Origin of the sequence: Acetanaerobacterium elongatum (assembly GCF_900103835.1) — a bacterium.
Classification (GTDB): domain Bacteria; phylum Bacillota; class Clostridia; order Oscillospirales; family Ruminococcaceae; genus Acetanaerobacterium; species Acetanaerobacterium elongatum.
Map to the genome: position 1 here is coordinate 15135 of NZ_FNID01000030.1, position 21315 is coordinate 36449.

General features: G+C 47.6%; 21 protein-coding genes, 1 tRNA gene and 1 pseudogene. 12 read left to right on the forward strand and 11 right to left on the reverse strand.

What is annotated here, in order from left to right; translation table 11 throughout:
* Window positions 1-124: 124 nt before the first annotated feature.
* On the reverse strand, window positions 125-847 hold the full coding sequence (locus tag BLR50_RS10710) for a hypothetical protein (RefSeq protein ID WP_092641896.1): 723 nt from the start codon (window positions 845-847) through the stop codon (window positions 125-127).
* Between the two features lie 96 nt (window positions 848-943).
* Window positions 944-1306 carry a DUF2752 domain-containing protein gene (locus BLR50_RS10715; protein ID WP_092641899.1) on the reverse strand — a complete coding sequence of 121 codons (363 nt, stop codon included), beginning with the start codon at window positions 1304-1306 and terminating at the stop codon, window positions 944-946.
* Window positions 1307-1525: 219 nt separating this feature from the next.
* Between BLR50_RS10715 and BLR50_RS10720 the strand changes: the two genes are divergently transcribed.
* The 6 genes from BLR50_RS10720 (at window position 1526) to BLR50_RS10745 (ending at window position 7595) form a co-directional block, all read left to right on the forward strand.
* The gene (locus BLR50_RS10720) at window positions 1526-2779 is read left to right on the forward strand and encodes a serine hydroxymethyltransferase (RefSeq protein WP_092641902.1); all 1254 of its coding nucleotides are present in this window, start codon (window positions 1526-1528) and stop codon (window positions 2777-2779) included.
* A gap of 208 nt (window positions 2780-2987) precedes the next feature.
* Entirely contained in the window at window positions 2988-3869 is an 882-nt protein-coding gene (locus BLR50_RS10725; protein WP_162840409.1) for an ABC transporter ATP-binding protein, read from the forward strand.
* On the forward strand, window positions 3866-4693 hold the full coding sequence (locus BLR50_RS10730; RefSeq protein ID WP_092641908.1) for an ABC transporter permease subunit: 828 nt from the start codon (window positions 3866-3868) through the stop codon (window positions 4691-4693). Before BLR50_RS10725 ends, BLR50_RS10730 begins: the two co-directional genes overlap by 4 nt.
* On the forward strand, window positions 4693-5292 hold the full coding sequence (locus BLR50_RS10735; RefSeq protein ID WP_092641911.1) for a TetR/AcrR family transcriptional regulator: 600 nt from the start codon (window positions 4693-4695) through the stop codon (window positions 5290-5292). The genes BLR50_RS10730 and BLR50_RS10735 overlap by 1 nt, the downstream gene beginning before the upstream one ends.
* A gap of 114 nt (window positions 5293-5406) precedes the next feature.
* On the forward strand, window positions 5407-6690 hold the full coding sequence (locus BLR50_RS10740) for a replication-associated recombination protein A (protein WP_092641914.1): 1284 nt from the start codon (window positions 5407-5409) through the stop codon (window positions 6688-6690).
* A complete protein-coding gene (locus BLR50_RS10745) occupies window positions 6690-7595 on the forward strand; it encodes an alpha/beta hydrolase (protein ID WP_092641917.1) in 906 nt (301 codons plus the stop codon). Before BLR50_RS10740 ends, BLR50_RS10745 begins: the two co-directional genes overlap by 1 nt.
* A 30-nt stretch (window positions 7596-7625) precedes the next feature.
* Here the strand turns inward: BLR50_RS10745 and BLR50_RS10750 are convergent, their stop codons facing one another.
* Complete coding sequence (locus BLR50_RS10750; RefSeq protein ID WP_092641920.1) at window positions 7626-8510, reverse strand: MerR family transcriptional regulator; 885 nt, start codon at window positions 8508-8510, stop codon at window positions 7626-7628.
* A gap of 87 nt (window positions 8511-8597) precedes the next feature.
* Between BLR50_RS10750 and BLR50_RS10755 the strand changes: the two genes are divergently transcribed.
* Window positions 8598-8912 (forward strand): hypothetical protein, encoded by a 315-nt coding sequence (locus BLR50_RS10755; RefSeq protein ID WP_092641923.1) that lies wholly within the window; start codon window positions 8598-8600, stop codon window positions 8910-8912.
* Here BLR50_RS10755 and BLR50_RS10760 read toward each other — a convergent pair.
* Both BLR50_RS10760 and BLR50_RS10765 read right to left on the reverse strand, forming a co-directional pair.
* Complete coding sequence (locus tag BLR50_RS10760) at window positions 8880-9545, reverse strand: MBL fold metallo-hydrolase (protein ID WP_092641927.1); 666 nt, start codon at window positions 9543-9545, stop codon at window positions 8880-8882. The two genes, BLR50_RS10755 and BLR50_RS10760, sit on opposite strands and share 33 nt — an antisense overlap.
* 62 nt (window positions 9546-9607) lie before the next feature.
* Complete coding sequence (locus BLR50_RS10765) at window positions 9608-10696, reverse strand: FkbM family methyltransferase (RefSeq protein ID WP_092641930.1); 1089 nt, start codon at window positions 10694-10696, stop codon at window positions 9608-9610.
* 195 nt (window positions 10697-10891) lie between these two features.
* On the opposite strand from BLR50_RS10765, the gene BLR50_RS10770 reads away from it, so the two are divergent.
* A tRNA-Gln gene (locus BLR50_RS10770) sits at window positions 10892-10965 on the forward strand.
* A 1263-nt stretch (window positions 10966-12228) separates the two neighbouring features.
* Here BLR50_RS10770 and BLR50_RS10775 read toward each other — a convergent pair.
* The gene (locus BLR50_RS10775; RefSeq protein WP_092641933.1) at window positions 12229-12486 is read right to left on the reverse strand and encodes a hypothetical protein; all 258 of its coding nucleotides are present in this window, start codon (window positions 12484-12486) and stop codon (window positions 12229-12231) included.
* Between the two features lie 151 nt (window positions 12487-12637).
* On the opposite strand from BLR50_RS10775, the pseudogene BLR50_RS14320 reads away from it, so the two are divergent.
* Window positions 12638-12766 (forward strand): annotated as a pseudogene (locus BLR50_RS14320) (transposase); the annotation flags it as partial.
* Between the two features lie 209 nt (window positions 12767-12975).
* Here the strand turns inward: BLR50_RS14320 and BLR50_RS10780 are convergent.
* The 3 genes from BLR50_RS10780 to BLR50_RS10790 form a co-directional block, all read right to left on the reverse strand.
* Window positions 12976-13725 (reverse strand): DUF5131 family protein, encoded by a 750-nt coding sequence (locus BLR50_RS10780; RefSeq protein ID WP_092641936.1) that lies wholly within the window; start codon window positions 13723-13725, stop codon window positions 12976-12978.
* A gap of 35 nt (window positions 13726-13760) precedes the next feature.
* On the reverse strand, window positions 13761-14288 hold the full coding sequence (locus BLR50_RS10785; protein WP_092641939.1) for a flavodoxin domain-containing protein: 528 nt from the start codon (window positions 14286-14288) through the stop codon (window positions 13761-13763).
* 74 nt (window positions 14289-14362) lie between these two features.
* Window positions 14363-14986 carry a TetR/AcrR family transcriptional regulator gene (locus BLR50_RS10790; protein ID WP_092641942.1) on the reverse strand — a complete coding sequence of 208 codons (624 nt, stop codon included), beginning with the start codon at window positions 14984-14986 and terminating at the stop codon, window positions 14363-14365.
* Between the two features lie 177 nt (window positions 14987-15163).
* Here BLR50_RS10790 and BLR50_RS10795 point away from each other — a divergent pair, with 177 nt between their 5' ends.
* Complete coding sequence (locus BLR50_RS10795; RefSeq protein WP_092641944.1) at window positions 15164-15781, forward strand: class I SAM-dependent methyltransferase; 618 nt, start codon at window positions 15164-15166, stop codon at window positions 15779-15781.
* A gap of 185 nt (window positions 15782-15966) precedes the next feature.
* Here the strand turns inward: BLR50_RS10795 and BLR50_RS10800 are convergent, their stop codons facing one another.
* Window positions 15967-16518 (reverse strand): hypothetical protein, encoded by a 552-nt coding sequence (locus BLR50_RS10800; protein ID WP_092641947.1) that lies wholly within the window; start codon window positions 16516-16518, stop codon window positions 15967-15969.
* A gap of 172 nt (window positions 16519-16690) precedes the next feature.
* Complete coding sequence (locus BLR50_RS10805; protein ID WP_092641950.1) at window positions 16691-19126, reverse strand: DsrE/DsrF/DrsH-like family protein; 2436 nt, start codon at window positions 19124-19126, stop codon at window positions 16691-16693.
* 312 nt (window positions 19127-19438) lie between these two features.
* Between BLR50_RS10805 and BLR50_RS10810 the strand changes: the two genes are divergently transcribed.
* Window positions 19439-20953, forward strand: coding sequence for a helix-turn-helix domain-containing protein (locus tag BLR50_RS10810; RefSeq protein WP_092641952.1), 1515 nt, complete (start codon window positions 19439-19441; stop codon window positions 20951-20953).
* Window positions 20954-21056: 103 nt separating this feature from the next.
* Window positions 21057-21315, forward strand: a 259-nt coding sequence (locus tag BLR50_RS10815) for a helix-turn-helix domain-containing protein (protein WP_162840410.1), incomplete at its 3' end; no start/stop codon positions are given.

Genomic DNA, 21315 nt, shown 5'->3' on the forward strand with positions numbered 1-21315 from the left:
TAAGCTCTTATCACACGAACGATAAAATCGTTGATAAAGGCCGGTAATGTTTTTTAATATGGAGTATTATACAAAGAATGCATCGGCTATGGGAGCTTGAATTACCCAAAGCCGATGCACTTTTTTAGGGAAGCTGAAGTACAAAGCGATCGTTTTGCCAGTTGTAGGTGCGTATAACCGTCTTATTTGTTTTTTCGTCGTAGGCTTCGCAGCTAAAGGAATTGGACGATGCCTTTTTCAGTTGAACGGAATAGTCAAAACTGGTGGTGCTGAGCGTATCGCAGGGCAGCTGCTTGATCTCGGCGTTGGGTGTAACAGTATAAATCTGGTACACGTTACCCTTTCCGCTCCCCCACTGTCCGATGGTAAAATCGGGGCTGCCATCGCCGTTATAATCATCAAATACAAGCTGGAACTGTTTATCAAAGTTCAGCTTGCCTCTTTCAAACGTTACCGGCATAGTAAAAACTGCCTTGGGCTGGTCGATGGCGGTGTAAACACTAATCTGATACTTGCCGTTATAGTTGGTATCGTAGATACCATCACCCGGAGCATAGCCCGGAGAGTTTTTATCGTAATATTCGCCTTCTATCATATCTACATTGATATAAACAGTTGTGCCATCCGTTAACTGCACAAAGTTTCGGGATATTGTAAACGGAAGGGTAAAAGGTGGCCCTGAGGTAAGCGGTGGGGGAAAATCACTGCTAAACTGCCCGCGCTTGTTTTGACCGTTTACATGGTCCACACTGCCGTCACCGCAGGAAAAGAGCAGCGGCAGGGCACAAATTAAAACAGCAAGCAGCAGCGCCGCCTGCCTGAAAGGGGATTGCTTGTTAAGCTTCATGCCATCTCTTCACTTTCTTGTTGGCTGCACAGACTATTATTGCAATAATCTGATTGTAACCAACTTTGCACCTCTTATACTTTGAGCGTGTGTGGTTTAAGGAATATTGAAAAAGAAGAGCCTTACCAGCCAAACCGTTATGAAAACGACCACGGTACCGATATAAAGCCTTATGTATCGTTTATCGGTAGGTAAAATACCCCAGAATATATAACGGATTAGGATAAACAGTGAAAGCGGTAATACGAGATATACTAAAGGGTGATAGTGGAACGCCGAGACGAAATCAAGGCGCAGCAACGAAAATGCTGCACGCGTCATTCCGCAGGAGGGGCACGGAATACCCGAAATGAAGCGTACCACACATCCGTTAACGGGTGCGGCGAATATCCAAATGGCTATTGCAGAGATTAGGCATGCCGCTAAGGCCTTTAGCAGCCTTTTCAGTACAGTTTTCATAGCATCTTCCCTGATTATTGTTTGTTCTTTCTGACATTATAGCAGATAAATAAGAACAAAACCACTTTAACGGCACAAAGCGCTAATATATTGAAATACCGCTTGAAATAGCTGTGAAATACGATATAATTAAATTTGTATGGTTTTTACTGAACTAAATGTGGTTACTAAGCTTAGAAGGGATACTTTCGGGCTTTAAGAAAGGAATGGTTATAGAAGATGTACAGTAATCTGATGGATACCATCGGCTTTGTAAAAGGGATTGATAAGGCCGTCGGCGACGCAATGGAGCTGGAGCTTAAGCGCCAAAAGCGGAATATCGAGCTGATTGCTTCGGAAAATATCGTTTCCCCTGCTGTTATGGCTGCAATGGGCAGCGTGCATACCAACAAATACGCAGAGGGCTACCCCGGCAAACGCTATTACGGCGGCTGCGAATGTGTGGATATTGTTGAGAACATTGCCATTGATCGTGCCAAACAGCTATTTGGTGCAGAGCACGCCAACGTACAGCCCCATTCCGGTGCGCAGGCAAACCTTGCCGTATACTTTGCCCTTTTAAATCCCGGCGATACCGTGCTGGGTATGAACCTTGCCCACGGCGGGCATCTCACCCATGGCTCACCCGTAAATATGTCGGGTAAATACTATAACTTTGTTCCTTACGGCGTGGATGATGTTACCCACCGTATTGATTACGATAAGGTAGAAGCTTTGGCAATGGAGCACAAACCAAAGATGATTGTGGCAGGTGCAAGCGCTTACCCCCGCGTGATTGACTTTGCCCGCCTTTCGGAGATTGCTAAAAAGGTTGGCGCCTACTTTATGGTGGATATGGCGCATATCGCAGGGCTGGTTGCGGGCGGCGTACACCCCTCGCCTGTGCCCTATGCCGATGTGGTAACCACCACTACACACAAAACCTTGCGCGGCCCTCGCGGAGGCATGATTCTTTGCAGAGAGGAGCTGGCCAAAGCGATTGATAAGGCTATCTTCCCCGGCACTCAGGGCGGCCCGCTGATGCACATTATCGCGGCCAAGGCAGTATGCTTAGGCGAAGCGCTTTCTGACGACTTTAAGGTGTATGCCAAGAATGTGGTTGCCAACGCGCAGGCGCTTGCAACGGGCCTTACCAAAAGGGGCATCGACCTTGTTTCGGGCGGTACCGATAACCACCTGATGCTGGTGGATTTAAGAAGCACAGGCGTTACCGGCAAGGAGCTGGAGAAGCACCTTGACGAGGTTTATATCACCGTAAACAAGAACGCCATCCCCAACGACCCTCAGAGCCCCTTTATCACCAGCGGCATCCGCGTGGGAACACCCGCCATTACCACCCGCGGCTTCGGCATACCGGAGATGGATCGTATTGCGGAATTCATCCACCTTGCGGCAACCGATTTTGACGCGAAGGCCAATTATATCCGCGAGGGTGTAACCGACCTGTGTGCGAAGTTCCCGCTTTACGAATAATCAAAGGCTTTATACGCTGGTCTGCCCCAAACGGATAATCCGTTTGGGGCTTCTTTATTCCTTGATTACGGACTTTACCAAAACTCACAGCCTATAAGTACTGTCAGGTCATTACATCTTTGCTGTAACGCTTAGGGTATTGACCAACCGGTCAATGTGTGCTATTATGATATTGACCGATAGGTCAATTCATGTTGGGGGTGTTAATGTGAATGCCATCACACTGCATGAGCTTACAAAAAACTATGGCAGTGCCCGCGGTATTAAGAATGTGAATCTTGAGATTCAAAAGGGCGAATTCTTTGGCTTTATCGGCCCCAACGGGGCGGGTAAATCTACTACTATCAAGCTGTTGTTTAACTTTATCTTTCCCTCGGGCGGCAGCGTTGAGGTACTTGGGATGGACAGTATTAAGGATACCGCAAAAATAAAGCAGATAACCGGCTATGTACCCGGCGAGGTGCGGTACTACGCCGATATGAAGGCGGATGAGCTCTTTAAAACCACAATGGCTTTTCACAAAAAAACGGATGTGGAAGAATTAAACCGCCTGTGCACACTGTTTGAGATAGAGCAAAACAAGCGGCTGGGTGAGCTTTCACTCGGTAACCGAAAAAAGGTTGCAATCGTAAGCGCGCTTTGCTTTGAACCGGAGCTTATTGTGTTGGATGAGCCGACCAGCGGGCTTGACCCACTGATGCAGCGAACACTGTTTGAGGTGCTGAAAGAAAGCTGTAGCCGCGGTACCACGGTGTTTCTTTCGAGCCACAACCTGACTGAGGTGCAGGAGCACTGTTCCAAGGCTGCCTTTATTAAGGAGGGCGAGATTATTGGCATTGAGGACTTTACCCTGCAGCAACAGCCTGAAAAGCTCGTTGCCCTTTTTAACGCTCAGAGCATAGAGCCGATGCTGAACTCGGAGGCAACAGTACTTTCGGAGGAAAATGGAAAGGTTCTTGTGCTGTACAAGGGCGACCCCGCACGGCTGGCGCAGGTCATCAGCGAGTGCCACGCGTTGGATTTCACCGTTGAGAAGCCCAGCCTTGAAACGCGGTTTTTATCCTACTATAAAGGAGGCACCGAACGATGAACGTATTCAAGCTGGAATTCAAGGCAAACTTCAAGGGCTTATTACTGTGGCTTGGTATTCTCTCGCTGGTATTGGTACTGTTCATGTCACTCTTCCCTACAATGGGTTCAGACGCGATGAAAGATCTAATACAAACCAAGCTGGACGCGTTGCCCAATGATTTGAAAGAAGCGGTTGGCCTTACGGATGTACCCGATTTCACAAAGATTCTGGATTATTACTCCTATATCTTTCAGTATATTGCCGTTGCGGGCGGCATCTTTGCGGCACTCCTGGGTGCACAGGCTCTGGTAAAGGAAGAAAGTGACGGTACGATAGAATATCTGTACGCGCAACCGGTAACCAGAACGCGGATTATCACCGAAAAACTGCTGGCTGCGGCAGCGATATATCTGTCACTGAATATCGGAATCAGCATCGTTTCGGGCATTCTGTTTGTTGTGCTTAAACCTCAAGGCACTGAACTGGTTACGGTGATGGCCGATTTTAAGCAGCTGCTGGCAGGAACAATGGTTGGTGGGTTTGTATTTCTGTGCCTTGGTCTGCTTATATCGGTGGTGCTCAAAAGCAGCCGTCAGGCAACCGGAGCCGCTGTGGGGTTAGTGTTTATTACCTATATTTTAGGTATCTTCTCTAAATCATTTGCCGAATACGCCGGGTGGGTGAAGAACCTTGTTTACCTTTCGCCGCTTGATTATGCAATGCCTTTTGAAGTGCTTCACCACGGCTTTTACACCGGCAGAATGCTTACCGGCTTCATCATAATGGCAGCCTCGGTAACGCTTGCTTTCTGCCTGTACCGTAGAAAGGATTTAAAGACCTGATGGATAACAGCAAAAAGCAGGAGCTTCTTAACGCCTGCTTTGCCGAATTCGCGCAGTATGGCTACGACAAGGCAAACACAAACCGCATCTGCGAGACGGCAGGGGTTTCTAAGGGGCTGCTGTTTCACTACTTCGGTTCAAAAAAGAACCTATATATTCTGTGCGTGGAGCAGTGCATATCCGACGTACTGAAGCTTTTTGACGGTTTTTCTACAGATGGCATGAGCTTTGGTGAGGCTATCTCGGCTTACGGCAGCCGTAAGCTACGTTTTTTTGAAGAGCACCCCTTGCACTATCACCTGATGATTGGCGCTTTTATGAATACGCCCGACGACGTAAAGGCGGAGTTTTCGGTACGGTATGCCGAGCTTACGGCAATGTCTGCCGAAATTATCACCTCGCTTATACAAAAGCTTAACCTTAAGCCGCAGGTCTCCAAGCAGGCCGCCATGCAGCTGGTTTCGGCGGTAATCGGGGTATTGGAGCAGAAGTACATGCCCATTATCCTATCCCGCCCCATGACTGATGAATTATATGAGCAGATGAAAAACGAATACCTTGAGCTAATGGGTTTTTTGTTAAACGGCATAGCAGATTAAGAATTACCGCACAGGGCCGGATGCTTGTGCCCTGTGCGGTAATTCTTGTTGTACAAAAAGAACATATGTGCTAAAATAGGGATAACAACTTACCATATGTATGGAGGACTGCACATGCCGGCACCGCTTGCGGATAAAATACGCCCTGAAACCATCGACGATGTAGTGGGGCAACAACGCCTTCTCGGTAAGGGTAAGGTTCTGCGGCGCATTATCGAAACCCGAGAGATTCCAAACCTGATCTTCTACGGGCCGTCCGGCGTGGGCAAAACCACGGTTGCGCGTATTATCGCGCAGGCTGCCGGCAAGCGTCTGCACAAGCTAAACGGCACCAACGCCTCGGTTTCGGATATAAAGGATATCGTGAGCGAACTGGATACCATTGCAGGTGCAGGCGGTGTGTTGCTGTATCTGGATGAGATTCAGTACCTGAACAAAAAGCAGCAGCAGTCGCTGTTGGAATACATTGAAAACGGGCGTATCACGCTGATAGCCTCCACAACCGAAAACCCTTATTTTTATATTTACAGCGCTATTCTAAGCCGCTGCACCGTTATGGAGTTTAAGCCCGTGCAAGCCTCCGATGTGCAACAGGCAGTCCACCGTGCGTTCGGGATTATCGGCAAAGAGCGCAACGAGGACTACACCCTTGAAAAAGGGGTACCCGAAGCCATTGCGGGTACCTGCGGCGGGGATGTGCGCAAGGCCATCAACGCAGTAGAACTTTTAGCCCTTGCCGCGCCATTACAGGATGGCAAGCGAATCGTGACACTAAGCGACGTAAGTGAGATTACCGGCAAGAGCGCGATGCGGTATGACCGTGACGGTGACGCGCATTATGATATCTTATCGGCCTTTCAGAAATCCATCCGCGGCTCGGATGAAAACGCGGCGCTGCACTATCTGGCAAGGCTGCTGGAGGCGGGCGACCTGATCTCCCCCTGCCGCAGGCTGCTGGTAACGGCGTGTGAGGATATCGGGCTTGCCTACCCGCAAGCGATTACCATTGTAAAGGCGTGTGTGGACAGTGCCAATCAGCTTGGCTTACCGGAGGCGCGCATTCCGCTGGCACAGGCGGTGATTTTGCTGTGCACCGCACCCAAATCCAACTCTGTCATCTGTGCCATCGACGCCGCCACCGAGGCGATTAAGACCACCGATGTGGGCGATATCCCCCTGCACCTGAAGGATACCCATTACAGCGGTGCAGGCAAGCTTGGGCGCGGGCTGACCTATAAATACCCGCATATCTATAAAAATGATTACACCGCGCAGCAATATCTGCCGGACAATATAAAGGATGCGCGTTACTATACCTTTGGTGAGAACAAAACCGAACAGGCCGCGAAAACCTATCGTGAAAAGCTGTTGAGTGAAGACAAGGGGGAGCTGAAATAATGAACACTCCACTGATAGTCATTTCAATCATCGGTGGGGTAGTTCTTATATTGTGGGCCGCAACTGCGCTGATCTTCCATTTTATCTTTGCCATGAAGAAGCAGACAGAGGCAGAATCGGCTAACATTCTCAAGCAGAAGAATATTCCGTCAACCGATGAGCTGCCGCTTGAAAAACTGACTGTGCAAAGTGAGAATGGCCTAAGACTATCAGGATATTATGTAAACCAATACCCTGAATCAAAACGCGTGGTGATTGTCGTGCACGGCTACCGTGCAAACCATATGATGGCGCTGCAGTATGCGCCGATATTTATACAGAACGGTTATAACGTACTGGTGTATGACCAGCGCGCCCATGGTAAAAGCGAGGGCCGTTTTCCTACTTACGGATTGTATGAAAGCCGTGATCTGCACCGATGGGTGCAGCTGTTGCAGGAGCGGTTGGGAAACGATTGTGAAATTGGCCTGATGGGGCACTCGTTAGGGGGCGCAACGGCGCTTTGTTACCCAAGCCTTAACCAGAATATCCGCTTTATTGTGGCTGATTGCACCTTTGCTACGCTTCGCACATTTATATCCGGCAGGCTTCAGCGCTACCATGTACCGGTTAAACTCTTCTACCCGCTTGTCCGCCGCATGGTGAGGAGGCGCTGCGGCTTTGTGTTGGACGCAGTAAACCCGATTGAAACAGCACTCAACGAAGGTAGGAGTATTCCGGTGCTGTTTATCCACTCAAAAGGAGATCATATTATCGACTGCTGCGGCGCTGAGGAGATGTTTCAAAAGCGGGGCAACCCGCATGACCGGCTGTATATTCACAAATATGCCGCACACCCCGATGTTTATGCTGCTGATCCCGATGCGTATATGCGGGCGGTGGACGAATTTCTAAATAACATATAAACCCGCTCCCTATTGGGGGCGGGTTTTGTACTATGATTGAGTTAATGCTGAAAGTTCGGGATATTTCGCCAGCATTTCATCATTAAGCGCGGTAAGCTTGGTATGATAAGCGCTATAGGAATCGCTGAGTATCATCAGATTGGGGAAAAAAACATCATAATACCCGCTGCTCTGCATAAACTGCTTTAGGATATTCTGCATTCTGCAAACAGGCCCGGACAGATAGTCTTCGGAGGTTCGGTATTCAAGGTACTGCTTGATAAAATCTTGTTTATCCTTCATGAATCCGTCAAAATTCTCAAAGGCATTCATCATGGCGTTATCCATTGACTGAGCAGACTCCGGCGAGCCTTGAAGCATATTCTCCAACATACCTTTCAAATCTTCCGGGAACTCCAGTTTGGGTGCTGTATCCAAAAAATCAAGTATCCTTTGGTAGGCCTCGGCCTTTTCCTCACTATCGATACCGAAATTCAGGTAACGTCCGAAATGTACGCTTAAAAACAGGCCGTAATCACCCGGGAATGCCAACCGCAGTTTTTCGAGAATCTGTTCAGGCTCCCCCAGTCTGCCACTGATTAAACCGGAGCAGGCTTCCAGCTCACATCCGTTTTGAAGCAGGATATCAAGGCAATCCCGCCTGTCGCGCGCCTGCTCTATCAACTTTAATTGGCTTTCCTTCAGTGCATTTACAATAGTGTTTTTATCGCCATTTGAAAGGAAAGAGCGGATATCGGCTACACTCATGCCCAATCTGCGTAAAAGGGTAATCTTATCTACCGTAGCTGCATCCTCATCGGAAAAGCGTCGGTAGCCGTTTTCAGTCAGTTGGGGACAGAGTAGCCCCTCGCCGATATAATACTCCACGGCTTTTTTGGTAACATGGCATCTGGTACATAACTCATGAATCTGCATTATCTATCACCTCGACACCATGATAAACCGTTCCCCAAGGGCACAGTCAAGTATTATTATCAATACCATTTGAAAGGAATGAATGGAATGAAGATTACCCTGCTGCCTAAATCCAAGCTTGGCATCTGCGCGGCGTCGCTGCTACTGTTATTCTTTTTGTTACTGGGAGCAAGTATCTTAATCTCAGATTGGCAGGGGTATGTAGCAAGCCAGACGATCTTTGACAACCTGCCCATTGCTATTCCTATGGTCTTCGCTATTGCCTGTGCGTTAGCTTCTTTTATCACTGGGCTGATTGCGGTTTTAAAAAGTAAGGAACGGTCTGTGTTGATATTTATAACAACCATTGTCGGTTTGTTCTTTACACTGTTATTTCTGGGGGAGATCCTTTTTCCCCATTAAGGATTGCGGCAGTTCTGAATAACCGAACGGCATACCATGACCGGGATATACCACCGCAGGATGTAGCTTTCTAAGCCTGCCGACGCTCTGTTCTAGGGTTGGGTAATCCTCCGCAATGTGGGCTATTGACGGCGAAGACATATTCATAAAGATATCCCCCGCAATGAACTTCCCATCATCAAACAGCAGCGCCATTGAGCCTTGGGTATGCCCCGGCAGCGACAACACGTCTGCATACAAGCCATAACGGGAAAGGTCTGCCCCCTCCTCCAACAGTATATCCGGCATAATGTTGTTTTTGGTGTTCAGGCTGGTTCTTGACAGCAGTTTTAGCATCCGCCCGATAGAACCGCGTCCCTCCATAGGGCGGGTTGCGTTCACATCCGCCTCCGCCATGGCAATGGGGATGTCGTATCGCTCCTTCAGGCGGTTAGCACATCCTGCATGATCCATGTGCCCGTGGGTTAGAAAGATGAGTGAGATATCCTCGGGCGAAAAGCCGAGCTTGTTAATCTGGCGGATAATCCGCTTAAAATCCCCCTTGTTTCCGGTATCCACCAGAACCAGCGTATCACTTTCGACAATCAGATAGCAACTTACATAGCCGCATTTTATGGTACATATCTTTGCCATCGGTTACCTCCCCTTCAATATCGGCAGGATAATTTTATATTCATCAAAAGATATAACAGCCATTAAATAGCGTACAGGTTGGTATCCCATGCCGGGATATAGGGGTGATGCCTGAAATACAGGCGATACTGCGGGTTGAGCTTGTGCACCAAAAGGGGTAGATCAAACAGATCCTCGTTGCGGTGGTAGGCAGAGACAATCAGCCTTGGTGCGTATAGACGAATGGTTTCTGCACAGCCAAGCAGCGCATTGTGTTCTGCGCCCTCCACGTCAAATTTGATGAGGGTAGCCTTTGCGCCATTAAGGACATTATCCACCGAATTTACCGTAACAGGAATAGTCTTTGGAGCTTGAGCATTCTGAGAGAGCGCAGAATTTCGCCCTGCCCTGCCCTGAAAATACAGCGTCGTCTCTTCACAGTGTGCACCGATATTGAGCGCTTGTATACGTTGATAATCCTCCCGAACAAGTGTTTCGGAAAGCTTGGTGACCAGTTTCTTATGATTTTTAACATCCGGTTCAAACGCAGTAATGTTCTCAAACTGCCCTGCGGTATAGCTTAACAATTCACGGATGGTATCGCCGTCGTAGGCACCTAAATCCACATAGCGCTCATCCTGCCGAGGCTGTATGATTTGGCGGTAGGCTTCATCCTTTTGGGTGGTACAGTTCTTAATATACGAAAGCTCGCCGCTTATTTTATAATTAAGCACATCGTTAAATACCTTTCTTGATTGCTCATCAGCCAACAAGTTATACACCGTTTCGAACTCCTGCTTATGCGCATAGGCGTATTCGGGGGTAAAAAGGCCCTCCCCCGCTACCGGTACGTCGGGCACATACAGCTCGTAGCGCTCGCTTAGCTCGTAAAGCCGGTTCATCATTGGTTCGTCATGAACCGCAAAGGCTACCAGAATTATAAAATTGCCGTAAAGGTCCTCAATTTCGGAAAGTCGTTTCACACGATAGCCTTCAAAGCTGTGACCGCGAACAAAGCTGTCACTTGCGAAGATGTCGGCTACTTTTACCCCATACCGGCTGCAGACACGCAGTATTTTAACGGCACCGTCGCCCATGCCGTACAGTACGATGGGCTTATCGGCTTGTACCAGTCTCTGCCAGACGGATTGAGTTTCAGTGATGAATTGCATTGATTTTTATACCTCTCAGGAATTCCTTTTTAAACGAAAAAGCCTATTAACACAGGGGATAATATGATTTACCCAATTATACAATGTGCGTTGTGTAAAAACAAGGACAAAGCGAAAAAATGCGCTTGAAATTAGAAAAAGGTGTTGACAATTATAACGAAGAAAAGTATAATATATTTCGTCGCCTGTGAATAATGCGGAATTGTGTAAAGGTAGCACGACAGACTCTGACTCTGTTTGTCTGGGTTCGAATCCTAGTTCCGCAACCAGCATATATATTTGTTTTATCACAGAAAAGTCTAAGTGATTAGGCTTTTTTGTGGTATAACGATTATAAACAGAAACAGTATATAAGTATAAACCTGCTCTTCAACACAATATAGAAATATAGCATAATAAACCGCCTTACATTAGGTCACATAACACTAAGATGTCTTGGTGTTCTCCCCCGTCCGGGCAAGCTGCCCCCATTGCGATGTCTGTGGCTAGGCAGAAGTATCATTATTTCACTGTGTGGATCATCGCAGACTTTCCAACCCGCTTCGACGGCTCATCACCCCCGCACACAGCTTAACAAGCTTATCATGCACTTTGGATAACAGGTTATCCACAATCGTGATGTTAGTTCCATTACGAAGTGCCTGCCATCGTTTTTCAAGGTGCTGAAATACAATTCGGTTGCAGAATTGGCGTCTAGCTCATATCTGCAGCGGTCAGCAACTGATGTTGACAGTAATACAACACAGGTTGCTGGTGTATCTTGAACGCTATAAGCGTTTCAAGCAAAAGAGAAGCCTTTCAGATGTCTTTTGAAGAGCAACATCTAAAAGGCTTGTTCAGGTATATGTTCTCGTGCTACAATAATAGCACGCAAAACACCTTCCATAAGTCTTTAAGATGGTTCCTACATCTTATTGGCGTAAGCCTGTGCTCTGTTGGTAGCAGTGTACAGGCTATGGGGGGATTTTGTTGATTAATTCGATATTAGCATAAAGCTTTATGGAATGCAAGAAAAATATGTAATTTATACATGTCCGCAGTTTTTTACTGCGGACATTTTTATACATAAATTGACATGGTAAATATGGGGGAGTATAATATTTTTAGTTGCATATTCCTGTACTGTTGTATAACGGCTATCTTATAAAGGTGAAGTTATGAGACGTAAATTGTTTTGTCAGTATTGCGGTGCTCCACTTACAGATGGTACTTGTTTTGAGTGTAAAAAGCTTATAAAAGAGTTACCAAGGCCAAAGTTTAAAGCCATCTTAGTTATTTGCTATTTAATATTGATTATCGAATATATATTTCTTTCATGGTTTAATTTTGTTGAGTTGAAAGAATCGGCAATATCTTTTTGGGGGACCACATCATCAAGAAACCTATCCTCTGAAATGCCTATTGAGCACAACTATTTCCCCGATGCTTGCATAGGTGATCCCAAAACCAAAATATATCATAACAATGCATTGGTCACCATGCTCAAAAAACAAGGTGTCACCGACATTGATTGGAATGTTTTGATTTTGCATTTAGTCTATTGCCTCCTTTTCTTTTTTCGCAGCATGATATAACTTGAGCGCCTCAACTATGATTTCCTCAACCTCTTTCTTGTTCTTGCCCACAAAGTATTCAGCAACTTCCTTACGCTCGGCAGCAGCTCTAAAAGCTTTGCTGATGGGGGAAGTGGGCTTCTTCTCCTTCGGGGTTCTGCCAAACACCTCGTCCAGTACGGATATCAGGATGCCTTGTTCTTCGCTGACTTTTGCGACATACTTGTGAATTAACAAAAAAGCCTAAGTAATTAGGCTTTTTTGTTTTATTCAAATCTCCTGTTTCCAACAGTCGACCCCGAAGTTTATGTAAACCTTCATTGAATTGTAAAATTCAAGCACCACAATAAACGTTTTATACATACTTTAAGTATCCTCAGGATGTGTGAAATTCATTTACACAACAAACATCATCGAGGGTTTCAACCGACGGCTACGAAAGGTGACAAGGCCAAGGTCGGTTTTTAAGACGGACGACAGCCTGCTGAAAATGCTGTATCCGGCGATGGTTGATATCACGAAGATATAGACCGGGCGGCGGCAGGACTGCAGCATGATTCACGCCCGGCTGGCTGTATTCCTCCGGGCTTTGGGTGTAACGCTCATCCTTAATATAGCGTTCAATCGGTGCTCCGCAAACCTTGTATTCGGGGTGCCCTGCCAGCCAAGCACAGATAGCATCGTAAGCATGGAAATGGTACCGTACACCTTACCATAATGATAAAGTCAAGTACTAATTTCAATTTCTTTAAAGCCATCCGGTGTATAGTCTATTCCGGCCTTCCCGGCTTGGGTGTGCTGAAATTTCCGTTCTATATTGTATATCCTTTCGCCCTTCTTAAACCTTGCGCCGGTCTGTTTAAAGTGGAATGGAACATGCTGCTCTACACATTGCTGCCGCAGGCTCAACACCCAATCGTAATCACACAGCCGTGCCTCACTGCCCGACTCGCCGCCTACCACGACACCGTCTATCCACGGGCCCAGATAGGGGGAGAGGTTTATCCCCTCCAGCAGCGGCTCGCAGATGATAATGCGGCTGCGGATAGGCAGCTTTATAAAGATAGGCAGTCGGTAATCGGCGCGTTCCTGATTCTCTGCCGTACAGCCGATTTGTACATTGGGGTAGCCCTCGCCCCAGTCATCGGGCAGGCAATCGGCCAGACGGTCGATGCGTTTGGTTATGAACATGAACTTTAAATCATCGCGTTGTTTCATCATCTGCCACGCCTCATCGCGCCACTCGTCAGCGTCGGCCAACAGAAAGTCGGATGTAAAGCAGGTATACACCAGCTCCCCGGAGGGGATTTTATACCCACCCGACCGGTTCTTGCGCAGGGGGAGGTTGAAGTCTCCGGTTTTGGCAACCCTTGAGGCATCACGGTTGTGGCGCTCATCAGTACGGTACACATAGCAGTGTGCGCAACCCGCGCTCAGCTTATGGCAGCCGTGCCACAGGTTCCATACAACGGACATACCTTCCCTCCTTACTGGTTAACGTACTTGTAAAGCTATAGGCTTCCGGTTAGCTTATTCAGAGCAATGCAGAACTCGGCTATCGCCTGCTCGTTGATTCCTGCGGCGGGACCATGCTGCTTTACATACTCCTTCATAGCCATCCGTTCAAAGGCATTCATACGCTCAGGTACAACATCCCCGCCAAGATGTGCATAGCTTGCTGCATGACTGTTAAGCGCAGCGGGCAACGCCTTACGCAGGTAGCCCTCATCCTCCTGGCTGGTTCCCACGCCACAGGTAAAAAGGGCCACCGGATGGCTTAAAAGCTCTTTTTCGTGCGCGGCACAAAACTTTTTAAACGCGGAAATCGGCATGCCCATATACATGGCTGAACCTAATACTATTGTACCGTAGCCCGCCAGATTCACCTGTTTAACGTTTTGCTGCGAATCGGCTGATATCATTGTTCCTGTTTTACAATCGTAGCAAACCGCTGTTGCCTTTATTCCGGCCGCGATCTTTTGTGCGATTTTTTGGGTGGTGCCGTACTTACTTGCAAAAACAATCAACGCGTTACTCATAGTGTCAATTTCCTCCTAGAGTTTATTGGGGGGTTAGGTTATTCTTTGGTCAGAAGCTTCCCGCAGCCTGCAAATTATTTTTTATCCGTATCCTCCAATTGAAAGTGCTCCAAAAACAGGTTGAGGTGTGCGGCCTGCTCGTCTTCATCTTTATAAAACTCCTGAGCCCCGCTGTCTATCCGCAGGCTGTTTTCGTAAAAACGATAGATAAAGTAGGCGTGGTATTCCTTGGCAGCGAGCGTTGGGTTTATTTGTTTCATCCTTCCGCCGGATATCATCGAGGTAAAATATTCTGTTAAGGCCTCGCGCGGCTTTTGAATGAGCTCAGTCAACAGCAGCAAGCGCACCGTTTTATTGGTAAACTGCTCCTTAACCAGAATAGCTGAAATTTCCCGCAGCACTGGGTCTGTAAACATCCTTTCGGTACTGTTCATTGTACCGAGCAGATATTCTCTGGGTGGCAAACTGCGAAGCTCCTCGAAAGAAGGAAACACCTGGGAATTGAGCGCATCGCGGAAGTATTCCACCATCGCGGTAAGCAGCGATTCTTTACTGTCGTAATGATTATAGATAGAGGCGGCTTTAATCCCTACCTCTGCAGCAATCTCCCTCATGGTAACAGGGGCATAACCCTTTTGTGCAAAGAGCTTTACGGCGGTATAGAAGATTTTCTCCTTGTTTCCTGGTGCTTTGCGCAAAATCCCATCCCCTTTCAGTAATCAATATCATAGTAATTGACTGTATTGTAAACTAACGCTGTTAGTTTGTCAAGATTAAATATTGAGGTTTATTCTCTTTTATTCAATTGTACTTGAAACTGCGTGCAAATCATGATAAACTGCGATGAAATAATACTCGACTTTGGAGGAAGACAGATGAATAACCCTTGGAAAGAAGTATCGCTTAATGACTATGAGCGCCATATGATGCATAGCTCTGTATATCAAGCCCAGACATTAAATAATATTATGTATCATCAATTAAATGATTATAAAGCTACGAGGTTAATGATACTCGGTATCGCCGGAGGCAACGGCCTTAATCATGTTAATGTAAACGAACGGGAAAAAGTATATGGTGTTGACATAAATGCAGACTATCTGGAAGAATGTCAAAAACGATATCCCGATTTATCAGGCATTTTTGAACCAATCTGTGCAGATCTATGCAGCCGGGATACAACGCTTCCAAACGCCGAGTTGGTTATTGCCGATTTAGTGATAGAGTATATCGGATATGAGGCTTTTCAAAAGCAGATTGCAAAAATAAAGCCACACTATGTATCCACAGTAATTCAGATTAATGAGGGAGCGGAATTTGTCTCTGAATCCCCCTACATTAAAGCTTTGGAAGTGCTGCAGCCTGTTCACCATCAAATAGATATTCAGGGGCTTAATTCGACGATGGAATCAATTCTTTATATGAACACTTATACCGAAATAATTCCACTTGCTAACGGTAAAAAATTCGTACGGCTCGATTATAAATTCTGATCTCTCACAATCCAAGCGCTAGAATCGTTTTCTACTTAATTAAGGGTATCATCGTTAAGACGGTGATACCCTTAATTAATACTATATTATATTTTACAGCTTACTTAAATGGCGGCTACGCAGCTTTACGCCGACTGAGCGCCTTAACATTCTATCATACAACTCAAAAAAACGGCCTAAAACCCTTAGTCTTCATTCACCCATGCGTCCAGCTTCTTCATAACTTCATCGTGAGTTTGGCTGCAGATAGAGGGAAGCTGATTGTTAAATGCAGCCCCGGCCTGCTGAAAGCCCTTTTCAATCGCCGCTTTAAGCGTTTCCAGCTTGGACTTATCGTTGCCGGAGATGGCTTTGGCAAACTCGACAATTCTGTCGCTAACCGCTTTTATGCCCCATTCGCCATCTTCTGAAATCGCCTGCTTGGCCTGAGTAACGACGTCTGTATCCATGGTGATTGCTTGCGCATTACCTTGGCTTGATATCAGCTTTAACACATAACTGCGCAGGTTTTCCTTAATCTTTGCTACCTCTTCTTCCAGCTTGCTGACGGTTGCACGGTCAACCTTTGCACCGGAAGGCTTTGAATAAATGCCGGATGACACCGAGGATGTACTGATATTCAAGGTGTCTTTGGATGAGCTTTCTTCTTGCTGTACCGCCGTTGAAGCGTTTTTGCTTGCATTACGGTTTGCTTGATAGTAAGCGGTAGCCTGATTTGCGGATATTCTATCAATCATTTACAATCCCTCCTTATTTCTATTATCGGTTTTATTTGTATTAACTTAAGGAGTCATGCATGTTTCTAAAATAATTTGGTGTTTTTTGGTGTTTTAAGGGGATGCCGCAAAGTTTTCGTTTTGCAGCATCCCCTGGATATATTTTTGCTTTTTAAGATATTATACTAACGGTTTAAATAAACAGCGACATATCCGATTCCTCGGCATTGGCCAGCATGGCGGCGGCACCGCCCATCTTTACGCCTTCGATAAGTTCCTCCTGCTTAATACCCATCACATCCATGCTCATGGTGCAGGCAATCAGCTCCACGCCGTTTTGAATGGAGGCCTTTATTAAATCCTCAAGGCTGTCGATATTCTTGTTCTTCATCACCGCACGGATCATCTTGGCACCCATGCCGCCCATGTTCATCTTAGAGAGCGTGAGCTTCTTTGAACCTCTGGGCATCATCATACCGAACATGCGGCTGATAACGTCCTTCTTCACCGCTACCTTCTCGGGTTTACGCAGGATATTAAGCCCCCAGAAGGTGAAGAACATTGACACCTTGCGCCCCATGGATGCCGCGGCGTTTGCGATGATGAACGAAGCAATCGCTTTATCAAGGTCTCCCGAGAAGACGATGATATTCTTGTTGTCGCCCCCAGCACCCGCCGTGGCGCAGACACTGGAGCCGCCCTTCTTTACCAGCGCGGTGGCAATCCCTTTTTCGGAGCTAACCCCGCCAAAGGTATTTCCGGTGCGGCGGCACCAAGCCTCCACATCGGCGGCAAAGGCCGGGTCGGTGGTTTTAATCTCGATGATATCGCCGTCTGCCGCATTCCTGATGGCCTCGCCCAGCTTCATCACGGGGCCGGGGCACTGCAGGCCGCAGGCGTTAATTTTATGAGTGGAGGATGCGGCAATCGGCACCATTGTCTCGCTGTTGAGCTTGACATCCATTTTAAGCGGCGCGTTCTTCTTGCCCAGAATGCTGTTATATAGCCGGTATCCGCCTGACAGGTTGTAGCAGTCATAACCCATCTGCGAGAGGATACGGCAGGCTACATAGCCGCGCAGACCAACCTGACAGGTGGCATACACCGGCTTAGATTTATCAAGCTTATCAAGATGCTGACGCAGTTCATCCAGCGGGATGTTTACAAATCCGTCGATATGCCCGTTCTCATACTCGGGCACGGTGCGTACATCCAGCAGTGTTACGCTGCCGTCCTTGGGCAGGGTGGCAACCTCGTGCCAGTGGGCAACCTTAACCCGCTTTTCAAGGATATTCTCCGCCACGAAGCCTGCCATGTTCACCGGGTCTTTCGCCGAGGAGTAGGGTGGCGCGTAGGCAAGCTCAAGCCTCGTAAGGTCGTATACGGTCATTCCTGCACGCATGGCGGTGGCAATAACATCTATGCGCTTATCCACTCCCTCGTAGCCCACAATCTGAGCGCCGAGTATCCTGCCTGTGGGGACCTCAAACAACAATTTTACAGACATATTCACGGCGCCGGGGTAATAGGAGGCATGAGAGGCTGAATAGGTATAGGATTTCTCGTAGCTTAACCCTTCAGCTTTTGCCTTTGCCTCGGTGATTCCGGTGGTTGCGACGGTAAGGTCAAAGCACTTTAGGATACCGGTACCCTGTGTGCCGCCATAGCTGGTTTCTATGCCGCAGATGTTGTCTGCTGCGATGCGCCCCTGCTTGTTGGCGGGGCCTGCCAGCGGGATATAGCCCTTGCCGCCCGTTACAAAGTCGGTAATCTCCACCGCATCACCCACAGCATAGATATTATCATCGGCGGTGCGCATGTGGCTATCCACCAAAATGGCGCCGCGAGGGTTCACGTCAAGCCCCGCATCCTTGGCAAGGCTGCCTTCGGGACGAACGCCCACCGAAAGAATCACCATTTCGGCGGTGAGCACCTGATTGCCAAGGGTTACGCGCAAACCGTCACCTTCGGGTGCTATTGCCTTTACGCCGTCATTCAGGATAAGCCTTACGCCCTTTTCGCGGATATGATTGTGCACGTCGCAGGCCATGTCGTAATCAAGCGGCGCAATCACATGGTCTGCAAACTCCACGATAGTAACCGCAGCGCCGGCATGCGCGAGGTTTTCGGCCATCTCGATGCCGATGTAGCCGCCGCCCACCACTACCGCAGTCTTTGGATTATGTGTTTCGATGTAATCCTTGATACGATAGGTATCGGGGATGTTACGCAGGGTGAAAACCTTTTCATTCCCGGCACCTTCAATTGCAGGCTTAACCGGCTCTGCGCCCGGGGATAGAATAAGCTTATCGTAGCTCTCGGTATACTCCTCGCCGGTTTTAAGGTTTTTTACCCTTACGTTTTTCTCTTTTCGATTGATGCCAATAACCTCTGAATAGATGCGCACATCCACATTAAAACGTGCCTTAAAGCTTTCGGGGGTTTGCAGGGTGAGCACCGATTTTTCGGTAATATCCCCGCCAATATAATAAGGTAAGCCGCAGTTGGCAAACGAGATGTACTCGCCGCGCTCGAACATGATGATATCCGCGTGTTCATCCAGCCTGCGAAGCCTTGCCGCCGCCGTAGCGCCGCCTGCAACGCCGCCTACGATTAAAATCTTACTCATAACCACACGTTCCCTTCTAAAGTAAATAGGTAATTCTTTCTTCCGCTCGTTAAACATGTAACAATTAGTGCTTCTTTGTTATTATTGTATCGTGAAGCAAAAGAATTATCTGTGACAAAGTTACATTAACAATAGAAATGTTTGCAGAAAGGGCAAAACAAGCGCTTTGGCAGCGAATGAAGGTCAAAAAAGTCGAGCACCGGCATTTCTTCTCATGTATAATATTGTTAGTTTCAATTGAAATAACTGTTGAGGTGCTTCCGGAGGCTGGCTCAACCAATTCAAAACCTGCATCAAAAGGATGGGACAAAAATGGATTACTCTACTTTTATATGGTCGGTATCCTCATATGTTGAAAAGCGCGTGAAGGATGAGATTTGTTATGCTGAGCTTGAAAAGGCCATGGGTTTCTCTTACCGTCATATCCGTGAGGTTTTTCGGGAATGTACCAACCGCCCGCTCGCAAGCTATATCCTTTCGCGCAGGATTGCAAACGCAGCATTTGAGGTTGCGCATACCCGCAAGAGCCTGACGGCGATCGCGGGGGAATATGGCTTTGACAGCTACGACGTTTTTACGCGTGCCTTTAAACGTGAAACCGGGTATACCCCCAAGACGTTTCGTGAAAATGGAATACCCGTGGGGCGCGGCATGCTAAACACCGGAATGTTTGCCCCAACCGTATCAAAAGAAAAGTACCCGCTTCTGATGCTTGGTTCAAACAAAGAGGAGCAGACGATGAAAAGCACTGAAAAAACTGACAACAGCTGTATCCTTTACGGAGTACCCAAGGTGGAATACTCCTTTGAGGAATGCACCCCCTTCCCCGCGAGCCTGAAGGCCTGCCTGAACTACATGGGACAGATGATTGATTACAGCTATGTGATGGCGTCCTCCGGCGCTTCTTTCCGCCTACGCTGGAATAAAGGTATGTGGGACGGCGGCAACGTGGATATCCAGTGTATCTATGAAAACCCACTGGAGGCATTTGAGCGCTCATTTAAAGCCGCAGGACGCAGCGTAAGGTTTTTACAGCGGGAGGAGTCGAGCAAGGAAGGCTTTATGGCGTTTATCAAAGAGGAAGTCGATAACGGCCGCCCGCTGATTGCACAGGGAATCATCGGCCCGCCGGAGGCCTGCATTATCACCGGCTATGCCGATGGTGGCGAAACCCTGATGGGGTGGAATTTTTTCCAGAATAATCCTGACTTCGCCAAGGGCGTTACGCTGCACGAAACAGGCTATTTCATAACAAAGAGCTGGTGGGAAAACAAAGATACCCTGATGCTGATGGCTATCGGGGAGGAGCAGGCGGCCCCGCCCTCTGTAAAAGAGATTCTTTTAAACGCGGTTGATATTATGACGCGTGACAGTATTACCATTAAAAACCGCTATGGCAGTACCGAGCAAGTGTATGCGGGTGGCCCTGCCGCCTATGAAGCGTGGGCTGCTGCAATAACAAACGACGCAGAATTCTCTAAAGATGCGATACTTCCGCTGTTGTTTGAGCGGCTGGTGTGCCAGACCGACGCGCAGGTGATGGTGAGTGAGGGGCGCTTGTATGCCGCGTACTTCTTAAACTGGGTTGGGCAGACAAACCCAGCCGTGGCAAAGCTCTGCGAGGAAGCCGCCAAGCTGTTTAAAGAAGCCGCACAGGCTACCTTTAAGATGAACGAACTGAAGGGCGGATTTGAGCAGAACGAAGCCACCGTGCGCCTGTTTGCACAGCCCGAGGTTCGCCGTGAGATTGCAAAGCTTATACTAAAGGCAAAGAACTATGATGAAAAAGCCGCAGCATTACTCAAGGAGATCTGCGAAAAGCTTTAAGTGGTATTCTGTAAAAAGAGGCACATCCCTTAAGTTTTGATATGCTCCCTTTATGAGAGACAGTGAAATAACAAACACTGTTCATCATGAAGGGAGTATTTTTATGCCACAAAAATCTAAAATAGAGGTTACTGAAAAAGTTAAAATCACTCGAGAGTATGTATCTGGGAAAATTTCAAGAGAGGAAGCCGCCAGACGAGCCAAGGTTGCACCTGCATCAATAGCCAGATGGGCTCGGATATATCGACAGGAGGGTGCTTTGGGTCTTGCCCCGACAAAAAAGAACCGCGTTTACAGCTCCGAATTAAAGAAGAAAGCTGTCTTGGAATATCTTGCTGGCGGATGTGGTCTGCACACTATCT

Coding starts and splice junctions, on each gene's coding strand:
- BLR50_RS10760 (WP_092641927.1), bottom strand. CDS start 9,545: ATGGCAAAGATATGTACCATAAAATGCGGCTATGTAAGTTGCTATCTG.
- BLR50_RS10805 (WP_092641950.1), bottom strand. CDS start 19,126: ATGAGTAAGATTTTAATCGTAGGCGGCGTTGCAGGCGGCGCTACGGCG.
- BLR50_RS10780 (WP_092641936.1), bottom strand. CDS start 13,725: ATGTCCGTTGTATGGAACCTGTGGCACGGCTGCCATAAGCTGAGCGCG.
- BLR50_RS10795 (WP_092641944.1), top strand. CDS start 15,164: ATGAATAACCCTTGGAAAGAAGTATCGCTTAATGACTATGAGCGCCAT.
- BLR50_RS10745 (WP_092641917.1), top strand. CDS start 6,690: ATGAACACTCCACTGATAGTCATTTCAATCATCGGTGGGGTAGTTCTT.
- BLR50_RS10755 (WP_092641923.1), top strand. CDS start 8,598: ATGAAGATTACCCTGCTGCCTAAATCCAAGCTTGGCATCTGCGCGGCG.
- BLR50_RS10800 (WP_092641947.1), bottom strand. CDS start 16,518: ATGATTGATAGAATATCCGCAAATCAGGCTACCGCTTACTATCAAGCA.
- BLR50_RS10710 (WP_092641896.1), bottom strand. CDS start 847: ATGAAGCTTAACAAGCAATCCCCTTTCAGGCAGGCGGCGCTGCTGCTT.
- BLR50_RS10730 (WP_092641908.1), top strand. CDS start 3,866: ATGAACGTATTCAAGCTGGAATTCAAGGCAAACTTCAAGGGCTTATTA.
- BLR50_RS10715 (WP_092641899.1), bottom strand. CDS start 1,306: ATGAAAACTGTACTGAAAAGGCTGCTAAAGGCCTTAGCGGCATGCCTA.
- BLR50_RS10740 (WP_092641914.1), top strand. CDS start 5,407: ATGCCGGCACCGCTTGCGGATAAAATACGCCCTGAAACCATCGACGAT.
- BLR50_RS10765 (WP_092641930.1), bottom strand. CDS start 10,696: ATGCAATTCATCACTGAAACTCAATCCGTCTGGCAGAGACTGGTACAA.
- BLR50_RS10750 (WP_092641920.1), bottom strand. CDS start 8,510: ATGCAGATTCATGAGTTATGTACCAGATGCCATGTTACCAAAAAAGCC.
- BLR50_RS10735 (WP_092641911.1), top strand. CDS start 4,693: ATGGATAACAGCAAAAAGCAGGAGCTTCTTAACGCCTGCTTTGCCGAA.
- BLR50_RS10785 (WP_092641939.1), bottom strand. CDS start 14,288: ATGAGTAACGCGTTGATTGTTTTTGCAAGTAAGTACGGCACCACCCAA.
- BLR50_RS10810 (WP_092641952.1), top strand. CDS start 19,439: ATGGATTACTCTACTTTTATATGGTCGGTATCCTCATATGTTGAAAAG.
- BLR50_RS10720 (WP_092641902.1), top strand. CDS start 1,526: ATGTACAGTAATCTGATGGATACCATCGGCTTTGTAAAAGGGATTGAT.